This window comes from Psychrobacter halotolerans (genome assembly GCF_039680845.1).
Lineage (GTDB): Bacteria > Pseudomonadota > Gammaproteobacteria > Pseudomonadales > Moraxellaceae > Psychrobacter.
This window is the reverse complement of the sequence record NZ_JBDKWD010000002.1, coordinates 464,193-484,060: the sequence shown is the minus strand read 5'-3', so window position 1 is coordinate 484,060 and position 19,868 is coordinate 464,193. Positions and strand designations below refer to the sequence as shown.

Sequence of the window (19,868 nt, the reverse complement as noted above, 5' to 3'; positions counted from 1 at the left end):
ACGCTTTATTTTCAATCTATTCTATTAGGGCGTATTGAACATTCGACACGCCCTAGCCAAAAGCCAAATTAATAACAGGTAGACATCACTATGACCTTTGTCGTTACAGATAACTGCATTCTTTGCAAATACACCGACTGTGTAGAAGTCTGTCCTGTGGACTGCTTTTATGAAGGTCCAAACTTCCTCGTCATCGATCCTGATGAGTGCATCGACTGCGCCCTATGTGAGCCTGAGTGTCCGGCCAATGCCATCTTCTCAGAAGATGAAGTGCCAAAAGGGCAAGAGATGTTCACGCAGCTCAATGAAGAGCTTGCACAAAAATGGCCCAACATCACAGAGATGAAAGGGCAACTGCCAGAAGCTGAAAAGTGGGATGGTGTGGAAGGCAAGATTCAGTATTTAGAGAAGTAGTAATTATTTTAAAACAACTCAATAGATCTATATTGAGACAATAAAAAACCACCTAACGGCGATATGCGGTTGGGTGGTTTTTTATTAACTGCGGATAAGCCTATAGGCTAGCGTTATGAGTACACGACTGTGGCAAATAAACATTCTCTATATTACTACTGCAACTCCAAGATCCAGTGCTGGTGCGTAGCCATTCTATCTTTTTACCTACTAATTTTGGGTTTACTTGCGAAGATACGGTTGCAGTAATATTAGTTGTCAGAGTCAAAGGATTACTCATCTGTGCCACACCCATGTTATTAGGTAATACAACGCCTACTTGTGAGCCGCCCACTACAAGGTTAGAAGCTGATGCTCGTGGATCGCACTCATCCGTACGTAGCCCAATGTCAGTCCTACCCGTTTGTATGCACTCTTCTACCGTTAGCCGTAGTTGTCCCAACTCATTGACTAATCTGGTGGCTTGCGTTTTACCCATGTAAATTTGGTATTGGGGAATCGCAATCGCAGCAAGAATACCAGCGATAGCGACAACAATAATTATCTCGATTAAAGTAAAGCCAGACCGAGAGTTAATAGGACTACTTGAAGGCTTTACAGTTGATGTCATAGTCGTAAACAATTTTGTGAGTAGTAACCTACTATTGCATATGCTATGCCACTACTCTTATATACATGGTAATAGACTTTGCATTTAATCTTTAAGTTATAGGAGAAGCTAGAAATTTATTTTTAATACAGAAAATAATATAAAAAAAGCCAAGCAATTTGCTTGGCTTTTAAATATAAATCTTTACTAATAATATTTTAAATAAAAATATTATTTACTCACCTGCTACTGGGCAACCACTTGGAGCGTATTTAGCATCACCATCAAATACACAACCCCATGAACCATCATTTACACGAGTCCAAGTTACTGTAGAGTTTGCAGTTTGTAAAGTTTGCGCTGCATTATTATCGAATGTTGCTACAATTGAAGTAGTTTCTGTTAAAGCTGCTCCATTCATTCCATTCTCATCTTGTCCGCCTTCATTTACTTCAGTAGTTTGAATATCTGAAGCTGTAATACCTAGTGGACAAGTACCTTCTGCAGCCTTACCTTCATTTAAACAAGTTTCAACTGATGTTTTAATAGATGAGGTCTCACCCATCGCACGGCTAACTTGTGACTTAGCGATGTAGTTCTGATATTGAGGAATAGCGATCGCAGCTAGAATACCGATAATAGCGACAACGATCATTAGTTCGATTAAGGTAAAACCTTTTTGAGCGTTCATAGACATGTCCTTTGGGATAATGTGACAGTAGAAACATTGTCTAGCTGCCAGTTATAAATATGATGTTTCTCTTACTATAACTGTTGCAGTTAGTGTGCCACATTATTACTACGGGCTATTTTTCATAAAAAAATTGAGTAAAATCCAGTAATTTGCTTATAAACGGGCTAATTATCTATTTTTTAATTACAATCACTTACCTAGTTTACGCTTTAGTTACTTAAAATTGTCAATAGACATACATTTTATGGTTTGCTGTCTATATACTCTGACGTTTTTTGTCAGCTATACCTACCATAATCCTTTTTGTCAGTCCATCCATTCATCACCACTACCGCAAACGTTAGCGCGACACTTAATACCCTGATGATTTAGCGTCAACTTGCCATCGCTTTTCATTTGCGCACTCGGTCTTGGGGTGGCAGTAATTGTCCATTTTGTCACCAACGGATCAGTGATAGAGATGTCATAGAGTGCTTGTCCTTGCGCAGGATACGCTTTTGCAAAATCGGTTTTTACTTTTGCGCTGATATTACTGTAGCTACCTTGTGCCAATTTTCGACTTTCAATTTGGCTGGCAATATTCTGCATCTCACTCATCATATCCGTGCGCTTGGTCTTGATGACATATCGCTGATAGCTTGGAAGAGCAATAGCGGCTAGTACACCGATGATAACGACAACGATCATTACCTCAATAAGAGTAAAACCTTGCTGTTTAGTTGGTTTAACGGATACTGACATTACCAGTTCTCTCCTGTATTACCACAATTAATAGAAGCAATAGTGACCGTTCTGTTTTTAGTCTTGCACTGTACACCGGTACTGCTGGTCATTAATATAGAGGCGTTTGACCCTTCTAGGGAAGCATTCGGTACTGCCAATATGCGCCACGAATTACCTGCTGTAGAATAGCCTGTATTCGCCGGAGCCAAAGTATTGCCTGTATTGCCGTCTACTAAGGTAATCTGATAACTAAAATTGGTACTATCACTGCCTTTTGGAACGTAGATGGTTTTATTATCAGTAGCATCATATGTATAAGTAGGCGTGCCATCAGCAGCCAGTTTTTTTGGTCTAAAGCCTTTATAAGTCAGTGCACTAGCCCGCCAGCGATTGAGTTCTATCTCTAACTGCTGCATCCTCGCTTGCGCTTGTGACTCAGCATTGCGTACCACAAACTGACGATAAGATGGCACCGCGATGGCTGCTAAGATTGCCACTATCATCACGACCACCATCAGCTCGATGAGCGTAAAGCCTGACTGTTGTTTCAATATTTTCATCTTCATATCGCTATTCCATCAGTCTGCTTCGTACCACGTTTTTGGCTGTAGGATAAAACGATCATTGTGTACCAGAGTAGGGGCAGAACCATTACCAAGGATTTGATCAGCGGCTCCCAGATTTTGTGCCAAACCTTTCGAATCTTGTCTGCTAGGATCATAAATGCCTTTATCACCATCCGTGCCAAAGTACACTCGATCATTACTCAATTCTGTCACGGGCCGTGTACCAATAAGCATACGTAGATTAGACAGGCTAGAACTGGCTGGTCCAAGCGTAAGCTCTTGGATACCTTTACCTGCTCTAACAAATCCGGCCGTACCATTCTTGGACTCCCCTGTACCAATAGACGCGTCATCCAAACAGATGCCGTAAGGTAGACAGTACAGTTGTCGCTCTGAGCCACCAGTGATTTTGGCAGAACAAGAATCAACCGCCCCATAGTTCATATCTGGATTGTAAACAGTGGTATATAAGAAACTGTCAATCACGACAGATTTACCAACGCCTTTGGTGTATCTGACATTACCATAGCCGTCAAATCGTGTGAGAGGATAATACCATCCCTGTTTGCTACCTGCTTTCATCGTATCGATAACAGTATTTTTTTGAGCTCTTGTATACCCCGTCTGTGTCAAAGTGCCAATAGTAGATGGCAATTCCACCAGATTGCTACTTGCTGTATTGTTCGCTGTTAAATTCACTATTTTTTGACCATTAGTATTGGTTGAATCAGTAAAATTATCAGCGTAAAACACGTTGTCAGGCTTAGTTACATCGCTGTCCATAATGCCATAGAGTCTATCGGCTCTGCTAAGATCGCGTATCTTTGATAAAGGTGAGCTACGATCCCCTGAAATCACATTGACCATCGCAAACAAAGTGTTTCTTACTGGATTGCGATAAAAACTCACCACAGGGCGCTCATAAAAACGATGATTGTACTTGGTATCAGCGCCAGTATAGGCACCTTGGAGAACACGAGTCACTCTAGTATTAGTAAAAGAAGTATCAGGTGGTGACGGCGTTGCTGTTGTTGACGGCCTTACAAAGCCGGCATTGGTAAAGTCTGCACGGAACACCTGACCGCCCAAATCTGCAAAATAGATGTGATCCATAAAGCCATCATTATCACGATCTAATGTCGTCACACCCGCGACGATACTATTGGTCATTGTAGAGACAGTCCTTGAGGCACCACTACTACTAGAGGCTGACCAGAGCAACGCACCTGTTCTGGCGTTGATGATATAAACCGCATTGCCCCTAGTGGAAGATACGTTAGAACAAGCACCTAGTGCCGTATCTGTTATCCCCACTTGGAATCCTTCGTTTTCGTAACACATGTCATAGCCACCACCGAATACCAATACATCGGTCCCAGTATCAGACGCACTGGTTTTTATTCTAGCTTTAGTTGGCTTTGACCAAATTTGTCCCATACGCGCAAACCCAGTAGTCGCTGGCGTAATGGTAAACATCATATTAGGGGTATTGTTAATGTTATTACTATTAGTAAGATCCAAACCGTAAAAAGCCTCACCGCCCATACGTAGACCGCCATAAGCGTAAAGACCTCTATTACCTGATGTATCGATATTTACTCGTCTATTGGCAAAATCATATCGATAGTCAGCACTAACCAACCAAGGGGCATCAATACCAAAATTTGGTGATCCTATATCGGCTTTGGTTGCGCCTTTAATAAGAGCCTCCGACTTACTAGCATCTCGGAGCATCTCTCTAGGTATAATAACAAACCGTTCTCTACCGCCATTATTAGTACCCGCATCAGAAGCGTTGACCAAATGCAGACCGCCTTCTGTCGAACCAAATAACACGTAATCATCACGCGCTGCCGTGACGCGGCCCTCCTCATCTAAGGTCGCTGAGTAAGATACTGAAGCAGGAGTAGAATGTATGGTAGCACCAACTACCTTAATAGGTTGAGTCACGTTAGCGTTGGTAAGCGTTATATCTTTGACACTTGTTGCTGGCAAGTTTACAAACCCTAAGAAATTTAATAGCTTTCTTAATGTCGCTTGAGTATACGTAGCCGTATCATTAAAAGAAGTATCAGTTAACGCGACATTATCGACTAGTACTTTACCAGCACCGCTGACGCTTACTCTTCTCAAAACAGGAGATCTATCCGTGCTACTTCTCCAATCTTCTACATACAAAACCCTAACTGAGGCAACGCCAGTAGCAGGTGTATTGAGTTGCGAATAAAAGCCACCCGACTCCACCTTATCATTGGCTCCTGGGTAGTTTTGATCTGACCAAAGGTCTTGAGCAGCTGGATTTAACTCACCTGCTACGTTTCTAAAAAGTCTTGTATTGTTTCTACCAAAAAGCGTACCTTGATTGAGATTATATTTTTTCATGTTACCTTCCCAAATCACTGCATTATCAGCGACTTTGGGCTGTAAGGTTGGGTAATAAGCGACAGCAAGCTGACTATCAGCGCGGTATGGGTCATCTGGAATGACAATCGTACCTGAAGGGGTAGACGGTAACGTTTGATTCAAATCACTCACGAAGCTCACGATACTATTGACAATATCATCTGTAGACTGGGCTGAGTAAAATCCACCTTCCCCAAAGCCACCAACACCAGACAACGATGGATGTGCTTTTTCTCCCCAATTACAAGCATTTCTTGCATCAATATTAGTAATGTTTGCGCAATTATAAAACTCACGATTGGTCGTAATACCCGTTTTTGGATTGGTGTAAGGTAAATTACGAATGACACGATCCGCTACAGGTTTATTAGCATCTACAGCTTTATCGACATCAAATACTGAGCCAAAACCAACCACTGCGGTATAAATCTCTCTATCGGTACCCAGTGGATTTTTTGTTGGATCACGTAAAGCCTTGGCAAAAGCACCCACTTCCGGCATACCATTGCTATCCTGACTACCATTCGGCAATGTGGCCGCTGGCACACTAAAACTTGATAAATTAAGCGCAGATTGCATCAATTGTAAAGCGTTAGGCGAACTGTTTGGCTCACCATCCGTCAAGAAATATATTCCGCGTCCATCACAGCTAGAAGGTGACGAAAGAGGACTTACGTAGTTCGCAGATGTTTTTGTAGTTGTCGTAGAATTAACAAAGCCACTAAATCCCCAATCTGCGGCACTTTGACTCAAATCTCTTATTAGGCAGTTGTTACCAGTATATAAGCTACATCTTCTAGTCGTATAGCCATTTGAAGAAAGAGTTATTGTATTATTAGTGAGACTACTACATCTAGATATATCGGTAGTCTCATTCCAAGCGTTACACACACGATAGGAGTTTCCTCCTACGCTTACATATAATTCTCTTGGGCGAGTAATAGAAGTCGATGTATTTTTTCCTAACATATAAGCACCGACTTCTGCATAAGCATTGGCAGTCGGTGTACCGTTTTCGCCTGTTAATGTAGCCACTGCTCGTTTGATATCATTACGCTGTGTCTGATCAACTAACTTAGCAGGCACCATTATCTTACCACTAGTACCATCAGCACCTGTATATGCATTATTACTATTGCTTTGCGTTGAATATTGACCAATACCAATAGCCACTTTATTGGCATCTAGTTGGGGGTTATCCATCAGTGCAAAAATAGCATCTTTAAGACGAGTCAAGCGATCATAATATCTATCGCCTGCAATGTTTCTATAATAGTATGTAGAACTAAGAAACCCTCCGCCTTCGGTTTCGTAACCACCGACTGATGGCTGGTTGATAACAGTACTACAAGCATTAGTATCTGTGCTACCCGACCCATCGGCTGGCCCGCAACGGTACCATGTTGTACTGAAAAAACCTGAAGCTTTTCTAAAAAAATATCTTCTATTACCCGCTGTTTCGCAGTAACTTCTAGAATAAGAAGGCGTAGTCGAAGAAGTCTCACTTCTGACAGCACTAGAAGATATACCTGAAGGTAAGTCACAAGCATCAGACCCCACAGCAATGGCAGACATACTACCAGACGTATCCAACATCATAGTAATGGTGGTCTTACCCCCTTCAGCGGCTTTATAAATCTCTAGATCACCGATTTTTTTACCAGTCACATCTGCTTGCGCCATAGGTATCGCCATCGCTGACGCCACGACAACCACTAGATATCTAAACGGTAAAACCATCGTATCGGTAGCTGATAGTAGTTTGTCAAATCGTTTCATGACCTCGGTCCTTATATGGGATAACTATAAATCGGTAAGCTTATTAAGGGTTTGCTGCTAATAGCAAACACTGTGAACTCAACGCGCCTCTACCAAAAGGAATGCAAATAGTAGAAGAAGAAACGTTTTCAACCTCTGCTTGCTCATATAGCATTTTGCTAGGTGTACTCGCCTCTAAGAGACAATCGCTTAATGACTTATTTCCTGTTGTCACATTCGACTTTATGCTAGTTTGATCCAAGCATTTGGTACTACCTACTTTAGGTTCACTATAGGCAGGTAAAACAGAGGTTGCTCGAACATCAAACTTATACTTCTTACTGGTTCTATCCTCGATCTCTTTGCCAATAACCATATGTCCAAACCTTTCTGCATTAGGCTCAGGTGGCGTGGTAGTAACGCTCATTTGTGTCATTACCGTCTGTCTGGCACTGGTATAATCATTTGCATTGGTATAATCGCAAATACCATTATTTAAGCTCTCAATATAGCCGCCAGAAACATCTTTTATGGTTGCATTTGCTTTCACGTACGTTTGGGTACGCGGGTTAAAGCAGTAAATAAACTCGTTGGTCGCGTGTTTCTCATCTAGTAGAAAATGACCGAACACACCTGATGCGCTGGTGGCATCTTTATATTCTGGAGATGTTGGATTTCCATTAATCATCATTTCTAACTTTTGGTTGGCACTATCAGCCGATTGTAATAGGACAGTATTGATCTGATCACTAGTGGCAATCTTTAGATCCGTGTTACTTTGTCTTACCGCGATTACCCCTGCTAGCATGATCAACACTAAAAATAATAGCACCACTATCAGAGTGGCACCTTGCTCTGTGCTCCCATATGTCTGATTGATACTGACATTTTTTTTTGCTTGGGTTGATAGATATCGTTGGTGAACCATTTTTAGTTTCCCTACTTAAGGTGATAAGCTAGTACTTACGCTTACCACACGGGCGTTACGCAGTAAGGTGGTGGTCTCATAACTCGTACGCACCTGTTTGCTACGACTGGTATCGGTTTTTAATACATTGCTCTGACCTAGTAGCGTGAATGAAGTTTGATCCTCACTGCTTAAGACAGGTGTCGTACCATGAACAATCAATCCCATCTTCACAGCAGTGATGGCGGGTTTGTCAGTAGCAATAGCAAGATAAGCACTACTTGGTAAATACATGGTTTGTCCTATACTGGCCCCTCTGGTGTACTGTACACCTAGTAGGACTTTAAACTGATCAGCATTGACAATCAGCTCTTGACCGGCCCGACCAAACTGGCGTGAATCTGTGCCTGCCATCGTATTGTCTATGCCACCAGACTTATTGACACGTCCTGCATCACAAGCCAATACCAAATTTTTGATTGCACCAGTACTGGTATCGTCTGTTGCTCGACGTAAAAAATAACGCTCGATAATAATAGTGTTCACCGCGGCTTCGGCACCTTCACAGTCTCGTATTGGGCTACCTGTGATATTGGTATATTGAATGGTTAGCTGATCGCTAGGCACATCCGTTATGTTTGATATACCTGACCAGCCATTTGAGCCACCTGCAGTGTCGCCTGCCCGTCTCGTCAAGTAACCTGTATTAGGATAAGGAGTGGGTACATCTGGCACACCGATATTCAAGCCTGTTAATACAATGCCTCCGTTAACTGTGGTGCTATCAATTTGTGGGCTTGGATTACCAAGATTGGCTAAGCGTACTTTTCTCTCTAACTGTTGTAAGCCAAAAACACTGGCATCCTGCAACTCGCCACCACTCGCTTGAATACTACTCGTCTTGACGTTGATTAAATAAACTTGAATGACGGCGGCAGACACAATCAAACCGAGCACTAAAGAAATCATAAGCTCTATGAGCGTAAAACCTGCTTGAACATTTCTGTGTTTATATGGTTGATTAGATGACATCAGTACGCCTCCATAATAAAGCACTCTGCGCCATTTTTATAAGTACCATCTGCATTGGCACAAGCTTTTGGTGCGCTATCGTTTAGCGCAACTGTCGTATCGCCCCAGCTTGCGACAAAACACTGACGTCGATTCGCTGTGCCTGGACAGCCATTAGGCACCATCCCCATGTTGATATCATTGGTCGTAGCATACGACTTCAGCAGCAATCCATCACGCGTTGCCAGCTGATTAATCGTACAACTTGCCGCTGCCGTAGGTGCTTCATTGGTATTTTGCACGCAGCTGTCTTTTGTAATGGCTTTTCCACCAATATTTACAAAATCTGTAGTTCCATTTATTGCAGTTTTAAAAGCAGGGATACCAGTAGGATTGGTACGTATCGCTTCCGCGCCCCCTCTCATAATTGTTAAAGAGCGAGTACGCATCAGACTTTCATCAGTCGCTTTTATAGCGGTCATCTGCATGGCGCTAAAGCCTAAAACAGCCACCGCAAGCAATAGCAATGCGACCATTACTTCTATTAGTCCTACACCAGCTTGTGTGGCTTTAATCTTCATCAACATCTCCCAGCGTTCTTAGTATCAACATTACCAATACGACTAAGACTCACTTGTCTAGCTGTTTCAGAATTAGAACCACTATCGCAGACGGTATAGAGTACTGTTGCACCATTAGCTATTGTTTTATCAGGTCGGAAGACAATACTAGTAACACTAGACGGGTTAATGGTTGGAGTAACGCTGCTTTTACTATTGATATTATAGATAGCTATATTGTTACTATTGGCTCGTAACGTTAATGTTTTGGGTGTAGCGTTGGCATTATATATAACCTCAACATTCTGACGGCGAATAACGCTTTCAACTTTCGCTTCTTTTAACGCATTAGCAAACGTGGCAGCCGTCGACTTGACCCGCTGATTGGCCAATTGCGTACTAATATTGGGCGCGGCAATACTGACAATAATGGCAAGCACCGCAATCGTTACCATCAGCTCGATCAGAGTAAATCCTGAGCTGGTATTTTGTCGCTTGAGTGATAAATTATTCGCACATGCGTTCACATCAGATTCCTATTCATAACTGCCATTGTCTGTCTAATACCCATGCTTATTTAAAAAAGGTCATAGTGAGCTTACTTTTTTATCGCTTAGCCCGTTACCTTTATATATCTCATAGATACTATGCAATTTTTATTCCATAATATCTAGGAAATAGGTTCTAGCCTAGATATCAGTAATTGCATGAATAATATACATTTTCTCATGCTCTTCGTATCGATAGAGTCGATACTCAATAAAATCGATACACGACCTTATAATACGTAGCTGGTACAAAATTTTCTGGCTGGCTGCGGCGTTACTGACAGAGGCGGCAAAAAATTTATCCCAGCAACGCTAACTCTTTTTTATAACGACCTTACTATAGTGAGCGTTATCGAATAAGACGAAAATCTTGTCACTAATAGATAACAGATTGTAGATAACAGATTGATATATTTGATATTTATAATATAACGTTAAGACCATGTATTAGCAATAAAATAGTGGTTATAGAAAACCTAAAATGGCGTCAAGATTGACTACCATGAGCTAATGCATAAGCACGAATCTGAGGATAAATCGTGGTATGAGATGGCTCGCTTGTCGAACTTGTCGTTTGCTCGCATAATGACCGCCCCAATGCTTGCAAGCTCGCCCCCGTGGTCGCGACATCATCAAATAATAACAGACGCTTAACGGGCGGTTTTTCTGTCAAAGCAAAAGCATTGTCCAAATTACTTAAGCGTTCAGCGCGCGTCAATCCTTGCTGACTGACTGTATTATCAATACGCTCAACGCCTTGCCACAGCGGTATTTGCCAGTGCTTAGACAATTGCTCGGCCAAGACAACGACCGGATCAAAGCCACGCTTTACCAGTCGTTGCTCGGTCGTTGGCATAGCGACAATCACACTATTGTTTTGATGACAGCCATGAGGTCGCGGCAGTTGACGTAAGGTGTGTAGCAACAAGGGCAACCTAGTCATGTTTTCATGATGTTTGAATGATCGGATGGCTTGCCGTATTGGATAATCGTAATAAGTGGCGGCTTGTATGGGTAGGCTCATGCCAGCCGCTATATCTACGTCAAACGGTTTTGGCAACCAAGCGATACTGTGATGACACTGCTCGCAAAGCAGCCCGCTGTGAAAGCGGTGTTCGATTTTTTGACGTAGACTGGCAACCGATGACTGCCGATTTGGTAAAAAATTGGTGTTTTTGGCATCATCGCTGCTACCCCCAACGACTCCTTGCAACGAAGAAGCGCGTAAGAGCTGAGCTTGCGGCATACTGCGGTAGACACGGCAAAGCTGGCAGCGTATATCGATATACGCTGCCAGCCATAATCCTGTTTGATAAGGCGTAAAACGATGCATCCCTGGCTCTAAGTGGTGATATGATTAAAAACCTTTCCAGTCATTGAGCACGATACCAAAGCCAATGGAGGTGTTTTCATGATTATAATCTATGAGAGATTCGCCATAACCTTGGAATAGCTGAACAAAACCATTGACGTTTTTGGTGAGTGGATACACATAATCGATCTGAGCGGCGCCTTTATTGGTGCCCGGATTGTAGCGCAGAGTACCGCTGATACTTTGCTGATTGGCTAAGTCATATAAGAATTTGACATCGCCATAACCCATGAAATCTTCGATATCTGGATTGTCATCCTCATCAGCTTTTTCATTGCTCACTCGAGTCCACAGACGCGGTATCACTGATAACTTACCCCACTCAGCTCCTGCCATCAGATAAGCACGATTCCATGAGCGTGATAATGGATCATCTTGACCGTTAGAGTGGTGAATGGCACCTGCGCCAAGCATCCGTAGACGCCCGCCAAAAGGCAAGTCGGCGGTGACTGGCTGTGTTAGGAATATCTCAGGCTGATAATCGGTGGCGCGAAACGGTCGTGAGTTGTCTTCGTTAAAAACCTGCCAGTGCGATTCTTGAGTATAACCAAACCACAAATCGGCACTGGTATCGAATAAATCTTCCGCAACTTTACTCTTTAAAGACAACTGAAATTTTAATTCAGTATTGCGCACATCGTTAGAGGTATAAGGCTCTACCGGTTGTGATGGCGTACTTGGGCCTAAATTTGGATCAAAGGTATAAAACAGTGGCAATATATAAGTGGGACGATATGGACGAACCGTCCATGTACCGCGCTCACTGTTTTGATCAAGATCATAGGACAAGCTAAGTGGCGTATACTTTTCAATATCAGTTTGACTAACGCCCGCGTTTTCTAAAGCTTCAGCTTCTTTTTGTGTCAGTCCCACAGTGTCCAAGCCATCAGTTACAGGCTCATAGGCAGTTAGATCCGTCGCTGTATTATCTACGCCCGTAACTGTGGTATTTTCTTCACTAAAAACAACTTGAGGATTACCCGAAATCGTTGTTTTAAACGTCTTTGCCAAATCGACTGGCTGTTTGGTCGTGACATAGCTTGGTGTCCGACCTTCCTCGGCAACTTTATCAAAGCACGCCAAACGTGCTGCACTCGCTTGAACTTGCGTACAATCAAAAAACAACTTGGCTTGTTGCGCAATAAACGCTTTGCTAACCACTTTACGACTTTGTTCTACTGGAGCTGTCGCTGCCGTATTCACTGATGGCTGATCAGCCATTTGTGATGAGTCATAATCTTCATATTCAAACGCCGCTTCTGCTGCTGGCAACTCATTGTAGGTTTGCTCAGTGCTAGCAGCCTGTACTTGGACGGTAAAACAGCTGAGTGCGACGCCAACAGCGACGGTCAGATACTGTTTATTGGTTTGAAGTAAGCGAGAATGAGGGGTTTTATTAAAATGCATAGACTGATGCCGGGGAGTGAGGTGGGAAAACATAAGTGTCCTTTATCTGACTAACATGGAGGTCAGTAGAATAGATGAGATAATAGGTATGTCCATGGAGAATATTGCTAAATATAATCAAAGACAGTTGGACATAAAAGGAAGCGATTACAACAAGTAATACTCCTTCGACATTGTTGCTTTATTGTAGTGAAAAGAGTGTCACTATACTAGCGTTATCGTTACGCAATACCAATGTAAATAAGCAAAAATGAGGGTCGATTACATAAGAAAAATGGTCGCTAGTAGAGCACTAGGAGCGTAGGCGCTACTTTTATTTTGGTTTAATGAGCGTTTAGGGCATATGAAATGACATCAAAAAAGCCAACACACTGATATAACAGTCGGTTGGCTTTTTTATCGCCTAAAAGATTTTACAAATGCCGGATGATTTTGGCCGCTATTAATTATTGAGTGTTGTCAGCGTCTGCTCAAAGTCCGAGCGCGCGATTTCACCGACTTGTTGCTGCACCAACTGACCATTTTGATAATAGAGCAAAGCAGGTGGCCCAAACAATTTATAACGCGCTAAGATCGCTTTAGAATCGGCGGTTGTGTCTGTAATATCAAGCTTTACTAATTGCCAATCTTGCATCTGCGCCGGACGATTATGGAAGAGGTTTTTATCCATAATACGACATTCAACACACCAATCTGCTGTCAAATCAACAATGACATTGGGATTAGCCGCGACGATGGTATCAAGCTCAGCAAGTGTTTTGATGTGCTCATCTGCGGCACTATTGGCAACTGGTTGACCCGTGGTTGATTGCATCATTGGGGCTGCACTAAGTGACGCTAACGGATGTAAGCTGTCATCATTTCCTAATGCCGCTCCTACTATCAAACACACACCCCAAATACCCGCAATCAAACTTAGTGCTTGGGTCAGCATACGACCCTTACCCAACCAGCTCCATGCCCACGTCGCAACGACCATAAACCACAATGCCCAAACGATGAGCATGACGGGTGAAATAAATACCCGCTCGATCAATAATAGCGCAACGGCAAAGAGCAGTAAGGCAAAACCTAACTTGACCCAATTCATCCACTCGCCCGCTTTTGGCATGATTTTGCCTTGGGTTGCCCCGATTAAGATGAGCGGTGCCGATAGGCCAAAACCCAGCATAAATAAAGCAGCAAAACCCAGCAGTGGACTTCCAATCGTCGATACGGCCAACAGCGCCCCAAATAATGGTGCTGAGACACAAGGCGATACCACCAAGGCCGACAAAAACCCTGCAATCAAACTGCCGCCCGTACTCCCAAGTTTGCTATCGCCTGCCTGACTCAAGCCTTGCATCTTATTACTAAGGGCGCGTGGTAAGCGAATGCTAAATACCCCTAGCATATACAATGCCAATAGCACAAAAACGATAGCAAAGCTGATAAGGATAATAGGGTTTTGTAGCCAACCAATAATGCCTAATGACTCACCAAATACGGCAATAAGCGCACCCAAAATACCATAAGCGATGGCCACACCGATGGCATAGCTGGTGGTTAAGGTAACGCCGCGTTTGACCGTTGGATTTTCTTCCCGCGCCACGATATTGGCAACGATCGGCAGCATCGGCAATACGCAAGGCGTTAGCGCCAAGCCCAAACCTGCCAAAAATAACAATACCAATGCCAGCCAAGGATGGGACGCCAAACCAAAGGGGTCGCTATCGACGGCATTTTGAGTGGTCATTACCGCGTTGTTGGTCGCGGTGCTGCTGGTTATCTCGCTATCATCACTACCCGCGCCCGAAATCGTATTGGTCGCCGTCAGCTCACCTTCTAACGCCTCATCATCGATTAACGCATAATCAACAACGTCGTCCTCTGCCTGAAGATCAGCGTCAGCCTCAAGACTGTCCGTATTGTCCGTATCTGTTAGATCAGATGTCGCTGTTGTCGCTCCAGCATTTGCCGCTATCGGTTCAGCAATTGCTGCGTTTGTGGCAGCGATATTGACCGTGGTTTTAATCTTCTCTGGCGGATAACATAGCCCTGCTTTGGCGCAGCCTTGCCAACCAATAACCACAGCCGCATTGTCCAAACGTTTACCGCTATTATTGGTCAAAATAGTGGTGGCAACCAGGTTGGCTTGGTCAAATACTGGTACTTGCCCAAAGGTTGGGTCATCGATTGAGACAGGCGACTGACTAAAAGTAAAAGGCGCGGCTGTTACGCCAGCGGGTAAGGTAAGCTTAATCTTATCTTTATAGACATAATGCTGAGGAGTAATATCAAAATTAATGGCCAAACGCGTACCAGTCTTGGCTGCCTGACTGCTAGTACTGACCTGAAACGCTTCGTCGACTGGTAAAAACGCAGACTGCGTGCCGCCTTGCGTGTCACCAAATAAGTCGCCCAACCCTGCCGCTTGCGTTGTCGTAGATAGGCCGCCAAGTCCAGTAGCGACTACTCCTGTGAGTAACGTGCTACTGGCAAACGCCAACGTCAATAGATAAGACGGTTTGGAAGCACGTTTTGCCGTTCGCGCTGCTGTTTTTTCTAGCTGATTGGACATAAGTGACTACCTGTTGGTGACGAATGGCGACGAACTGTCTATTTGCGGGCGACAGCAATATCAACCGTGGTTTTGATTTTTTCTGGTGGATAACATAGCCCTGCTTTGGCACAGCCTTGCCAGCCAATAATAACTGGTGCATTTTTTGCGCCCTTACCATTATTGGTGGTCAGCACCGTGGTGGCTGTCATGCTTCTTTGCGTAAATACAGGCACTTTGCCAAAGGTTGGATCATTGATAAATACGGGCGACTCACTAAAAGTCAAGGGACTGGCACTCACCCCTTTGGGGAAACGCAGGGTCAGCTGATTTTTATACACGTAGTGACCAGGCGTAATGTCAAACATGATCGATAAGCGCGTCCCTTTAGACGTCGCTTTGGTCATGGTATTGACCTGAAAAGCTTCCTCCACTGGCAAAAATTTCGATTGCGCGGCATTGTTTTTGCCAAACAGCTCATTCAAGCCAGCAGCCTGAGCGCTCACCGTCACCATTGACATACCCACTACCAACGAGGTACTTAAGAGGACTAACGCAAGTGGCGTAGGTTTTTTAGAAACGCTTTTGTTTGTGCTGACAGATTTTGGTATTAACGTATGGATTGACATAATAGACGACCTTTGATGGCTGCTTACGATAAAAACGGTAAAGACCCGACTTTTCTAGCAATGGTATTGGTATCGATGTCAGAGTGGATCATGTAAGAATATATTTGCTGTGACAATGACGTTGTGAAGTGACAAAAAATATCAACCAATAATGCATTATTGGTTGATAGGTCATGATTATTAGAAGTGGGCAATTAGAAGTGTGGCAACAGGTAGAAGTATGGTAATAGGCGAGCGCTTATCGCCCTATCGCCTTATAACTGAGCATAAATATCAGTGTCTTGACCCTCACCGCCCTGCTGTCCATCTGCACCTAACGAAAATAAATCGTAAGGTCGACCCTCACTTCCTGGCGACACATATTGCATCTCGTTTTCCCAACCATCTGTTGGATAACCGCCTTTGATATAACCACCATCAGGATAGTTTTTGGCATCAGCAGGCGGCGTCGTAAGTGCCTCAAGACCTTGCGCTGTGGTTGGATAGCGCGAATTATCAACCTTGTACATATCTAGTGCATTTGACACAGTTGCCAGCGCCGTTTCCGTGGTTTTAACACGCGCTTTATCACTTTGTCCCACTACTTTTGGTACGACCAAACCCGCCAGAATGGCCAAAATCACAATGACCACCATAATTTCAATCAGGGTAAAACCTGATTGAGTAAAGCGGCCTTTCGATCTAGCGCATATAGCAGATGGTTTAACGTTGTTCACATTCTGTGCCTGAAGCGTGACATGATTTACAGCGCTTTTTGGCATCGTGTTTACTTGAATTGTATCAGTCATAGCTTTTGTCATCACGGTTGTCTAAATAGTAAAAGTGGCGTCCAAGTCGCTTTCTTTAGCGTCGTCATCATGAGTATTGAAACGATTCTTACTATAAACCATGATTTTACTTTTATCCAGCACTGCCAATAGATTGTTATTACTGAGTATGAACAAAGCGAACTATTATCAAAAGTCATCGAAAGTCATTGATAATTAATAATAAATAAGAGCCACTGAATGACGGTTACTTACTATAGCCTGATAATGAGTGTCGCCCTAGAAAAAAAGCATGGTAATCAAAAATCTACTACAGTAAGTAAATCTTAAGAAAGCTAACTGAGTATTTAGCAAGATTGAGGTAATAAAAGAAGGAAAGAATAGAGTCGACATTCAATAAAATCGATACACAACATTATAATTTGCGACTGGTACAAGTTTTTCTTGCTGGCTGCGTTGTTGCTGACAGGAGTGACAAAAATTTATCCCAGTCATGCTGACTTTTTTATAATGATCTTAGGGCGTGAAAATCAATCAACGAACCTAACGTTTAAACTAATCACTCGCTAGCCTGCCAAGTCGTTCATGTTGACAATCGGAAGCATCACTGCCATCACAATAATCATTACCACGACGCCCATAAACACCAGCATCAAAGGTTCAAGCAATGACAGCAAGGTGCTAATAAAATTGGTGGCTTCCGCTTCTTGCATATTGGCAGCACGGCTAAGCATGTTTTCCAGCTCCCCTGAATTCTCACCACTTTTTATCATTTGTACCATCATGGGTGGAAAATAGGTCGATTTCTCAAGCTGGCTGGACAAGCTTGAACCCTCGGTCACTCGATCAGCAGCGATGATGATGGTTTGCTGAATATGCAAGTTGGTCGTCACTGCTGCGCCAATATGTAAAGCCTCAATCAATGGCACTCCTGAGCGCACCAATATGGCAAGCGTACTGGCGAAACGCGCCGCATTGAGTCCTTTGGACAGTCGTGCCAAGATGGGCAGTTTGAGCACCACACTATCGATGGTCAATTTGCCTGCTTTGGTCTGCGCGAAACGATAGAACAAAAACGCCATGCCTCCCAATACCAATAGCATGAGCCACCACCACTGCGTAATGAGGTTCGACAAGCTAAGAACGATTTGGGTAATCAGCGGCAACGCTTGCTCTGATTGCTCAAATACTTTGACGATTTTGGGCACAACAAAGCTCATCAAGCCCATGATTACCCCAACTGCCATCACCATGAGCACAATGGGATAAACCATCGCGCCTTGGATTTTCTTTTGTAAGGCAAAACGGTTTTCGGTGTAATCAGCCAACTGATTGAGAATCAGATCCAAGTGACCTGATTTTTCACCCGCCGCAATCGTTGCGATATACAGGGGCGGAAAACTGGTGGCTTGCTGCAACGCGCGCGCCAAGCTCAACCCTTCTAAGACGTGCGAGCGCACAGCAAGCATCAAGGACTTGATATGAGTTTTCGGTGATTGTTTGGCGACGGCGGCCAAGGTTTCTTCGAGCGGAATACCAGCCGCCAGTAATACAGACAGCTGACGCGTCAGCAATGCCAGCTCATAAGCCGATGGTTTTTTATAGCGGCTTTTATGCTGGCTTTGGCGGTCACTAACCGCATTGACCTCAACTGGCGTCCAGTGCTTTTCGCGCAGCTGCTGCCGTATTTGCCGCGCCGAGTCCCCTTCGAGCAGGCCTTTTTGGACACCGCCGCGATCGTCAAGTGCTTTGAAATGATAAGCAGGCATAGCAGCAAATATCCTAAGGTGATCAAAGGTAGGCGGGGTGAAGCCCCTGCTTAAAAAGCGTCTTTATTTTGCGTACAAAGCGTTTAAAAAAGTGGCGTAGAATCACTACTGTCAGGCATTAACCCTTGTAATAATAAAACATCTAGATGCTGCTGTTGCAGTTTTTTATCAAAATCATTGACCTCTGCTATCAGCATCCTTTCGATACGCTTGTCACTCGCAAACACACTCAAGCGGGCGCAGATAACCGCCAACTGATAAATGCGTTTTTTGCAGTAAGTATCCAAACCCTGTAGCAATCTCACCATATGCGGGGTTTCGAGACTGGCATACTCATAATCTGCGACCACTTGCTCACCAAGGGCGGTGACGCCATAGCTGATCGATAGATGGGCGCAAAAATAGCAACTGAATAAATACCCAACCACATGACCGATATAATAACCACGATCATAGGTAAAGCTACTCACGCCAAAGTGACCGAGCACATAGCTGTTTAGACTACCTTGATCGCGAATGGGTTTGCCATTTTTTAGCTTACCGACAGTGGCAAAGCAAAGCGGATTGCGGCCATCTTGAGTGGTAAGCTGCCAACCTGCTGGTTGCTGTGCGGGCATATGGCGGACAATATCTGCAATGATGTCATCAACCACATGCAGCTGCTGCCATAACCGTTCAAGCCCATCCGTATCCATCAAGCCGCGCTTATCAAGCTGCTGGGCCAGTAAATACTGTTGATGTTCTACAAACTGAGACTTTAGGGTTTGCACCAAATAGGTGGGCCGAATATCCGCAGAGGCCACATACAGTAGCCGAGTACGCTCGTGCTGCGCGTGATAAAGCGCCACTCGCTGTTTGGCAATACTGCTCTCACTCAAGGCCGCAGATGAGGTATCAGATGCCGTGAGTTTCTCACTTTCTTTAGATCCATCTTTAGACGCCGCCTCTTCGCTATCTGGCAACACAAACAACGCCAATAACGCCGCTTTGTTAGGACTTTCAGGCACAGCCTCTTTTTGTGACTTATCTAAAAGTCGTTGGCTGTCCTTATTTTCCGCGTTGGCAGTATTATCAGTGGTATTGCTTTGGTTTTTGGCAGACGACGTAGAGCCCTTTTGGTTATTGGGGTTGGCAGTTGTCTTTGCAGTCGGTTCAGTCATAACATATCATCAGCAGCAGAAATAAACATCTTCTAGGCCATACTATACAACT

The 19,868-nt window shown here is 43.8% G+C and carries 17 protein-coding genes; 1 reads left to right on the top strand and 16 read right to left on the bottom strand.

Going from position 1 to position 19,868, the window contains the following annotated elements; genetic code table 11:
• Positions 1-90: 90 nt before the first annotated feature.
• Complete coding sequence (gene fdxA / locus AAJP47_RS05745) at positions 91-414, top strand: ferredoxin FdxA (protein ID WP_055123496.1); 324 nt, start codon at positions 91-93, stop codon at positions 412-414.
• 100 nt (positions 415-514) lie between these two features.
• Here fdxA and AAJP47_RS05740 read toward each other — a convergent pair whose 3' ends face one another.
• The 16 genes from AAJP47_RS05740 to AAJP47_RS05665 all read right to left on the bottom strand — a co-directional run bounded on the left by AAJP47_RS05740 (position 515) and on the right by AAJP47_RS05665 (position 19,816).
• Positions 515-1,024: a pilin gene (locus tag AAJP47_RS05740; protein WP_346716939.1), complete on the bottom strand. Its 510-nt coding sequence runs from the start codon at positions 1,022-1,024 to the stop codon at positions 515-517.
• 214 nt (positions 1,025-1,238) lie between these two features.
• Positions 1,239-1,694 (bottom strand): pilin, encoded by a 456-nt coding sequence (locus AAJP47_RS05735; RefSeq protein ID WP_346716938.1) that lies wholly within the window; start codon positions 1,692-1,694, stop codon positions 1,239-1,241.
• A gap of 309 nt (positions 1,695-2,003) precedes the next feature.
• Positions 2,004-2,438, bottom strand: coding sequence for a type IV pilin protein (locus AAJP47_RS05730; protein WP_346716937.1), 435 nt, complete (start codon positions 2,436-2,438; stop codon positions 2,004-2,006).
• Entirely contained in the window at positions 2,438-2,980 is a 543-nt protein-coding gene (locus AAJP47_RS05725) for a type IV pilin protein (RefSeq protein ID WP_346716936.1), read from the bottom strand. The genes AAJP47_RS05730 and AAJP47_RS05725 overlap by 1 nt, the downstream gene beginning before the upstream one ends.
• A gap of 18 nt (positions 2,981-2,998) precedes the next feature.
• On the bottom strand, positions 2,999-7,168 hold the full coding sequence (locus tag AAJP47_RS05720; RefSeq protein ID WP_346716935.1) for a pilus assembly protein: 4,170 nt from the start codon (positions 7,166-7,168) through the stop codon (positions 2,999-3,001).
• Positions 7,169-7,211: 43 nt separating this feature from the next.
• The gene (locus tag AAJP47_RS05715) at positions 7,212-8,075 is read right to left on the bottom strand and encodes a PilX N-terminal domain-containing pilus assembly protein (protein ID WP_346716934.1); all 864 of its coding nucleotides are present in this window, start codon (positions 8,073-8,075) and stop codon (positions 7,212-7,214) included.
• A 15-nt stretch (positions 8,076-8,090) separates the two neighbouring features.
• The gene (locus AAJP47_RS05710) at positions 8,091-9,086 is read right to left on the bottom strand and encodes a prepilin-type N-terminal cleavage/methylation domain-containing protein (protein ID WP_346716933.1); all 996 of its coding nucleotides are present in this window, start codon (positions 9,084-9,086) and stop codon (positions 8,091-8,093) included.
• Positions 9,086-9,646, bottom strand: coding sequence for a type IV pilus modification protein PilV (gene pilV / locus AAJP47_RS05705; RefSeq protein ID WP_346716932.1), 561 nt, complete (start codon positions 9,644-9,646; stop codon positions 9,086-9,088). The genes AAJP47_RS05710 and pilV overlap by 1 nt, the downstream gene beginning before the upstream one ends.
• The gene (locus tag AAJP47_RS05700; protein ID WP_346716931.1) at positions 9,646-10,152 is read right to left on the bottom strand and encodes a pilus assembly FimT family protein; all 507 of its coding nucleotides are present in this window, start codon (positions 10,150-10,152) and stop codon (positions 9,646-9,648) included. The genes pilV and AAJP47_RS05700 overlap by 1 nt, the downstream gene beginning before the upstream one ends.
• 508 nt (positions 10,153-10,660) lie before the next feature.
• Positions 10,661-11,506, bottom strand: coding sequence for a ComF family protein (locus AAJP47_RS05695; protein WP_346716930.1), 846 nt, complete (start codon positions 11,504-11,506; stop codon positions 10,661-10,663).
• 24 nt (positions 11,507-11,530) lie between these two features.
• The gene (locus tag AAJP47_RS05690; RefSeq protein WP_346716929.1) at positions 11,531-12,985 is read right to left on the bottom strand and encodes a phospholipase A; all 1,455 of its coding nucleotides are present in this window, start codon (positions 12,983-12,985) and stop codon (positions 11,531-11,533) included.
• A 409-nt stretch (positions 12,986-13,394) separates the two neighbouring features.
• Positions 13,395-15,512, bottom strand: coding sequence for a protein-disulfide reductase DsbD (dsbD, locus tag AAJP47_RS05685; RefSeq protein ID WP_346716928.1), 2,118 nt, complete (start codon positions 15,510-15,512; stop codon positions 13,395-13,397).
• A gap of 38 nt (positions 15,513-15,550) precedes the next feature.
• Positions 15,551-16,120, bottom strand: coding sequence for a protein-disulfide reductase DsbD domain-containing protein (locus AAJP47_RS05680; RefSeq protein ID WP_346716927.1), 570 nt, complete (start codon positions 16,118-16,120; stop codon positions 15,551-15,553).
• A 254-nt stretch (positions 16,121-16,374) separates the two neighbouring features.
• Positions 16,375-16,908 (bottom strand): type II secretion system major pseudopilin GspG, encoded by a 534-nt coding sequence (gene gspG / locus AAJP47_RS05675; protein ID WP_346716926.1) that lies wholly within the window; start codon positions 16,906-16,908, stop codon positions 16,375-16,377.
• Between the two features lie 545 nt (positions 16,909-17,453).
• A complete protein-coding gene (gene gspF, locus AAJP47_RS05670; RefSeq protein WP_346716925.1) occupies positions 17,454-18,656 on the bottom strand; it encodes a type II secretion system inner membrane protein GspF in 1,203 nt (400 codons plus the stop codon).
• A gap of 83 nt (positions 18,657-18,739) precedes the next feature.
• Positions 18,740-19,816, bottom strand: a complete 1,077-nt coding sequence (locus tag AAJP47_RS05665) for a hypothetical protein (RefSeq protein WP_346716924.1) — start codon at positions 19,814-19,816, stop codon at positions 18,740-18,742.
• Between the last annotated feature and the right edge of the window lie 52 nt (positions 19,817-19,868).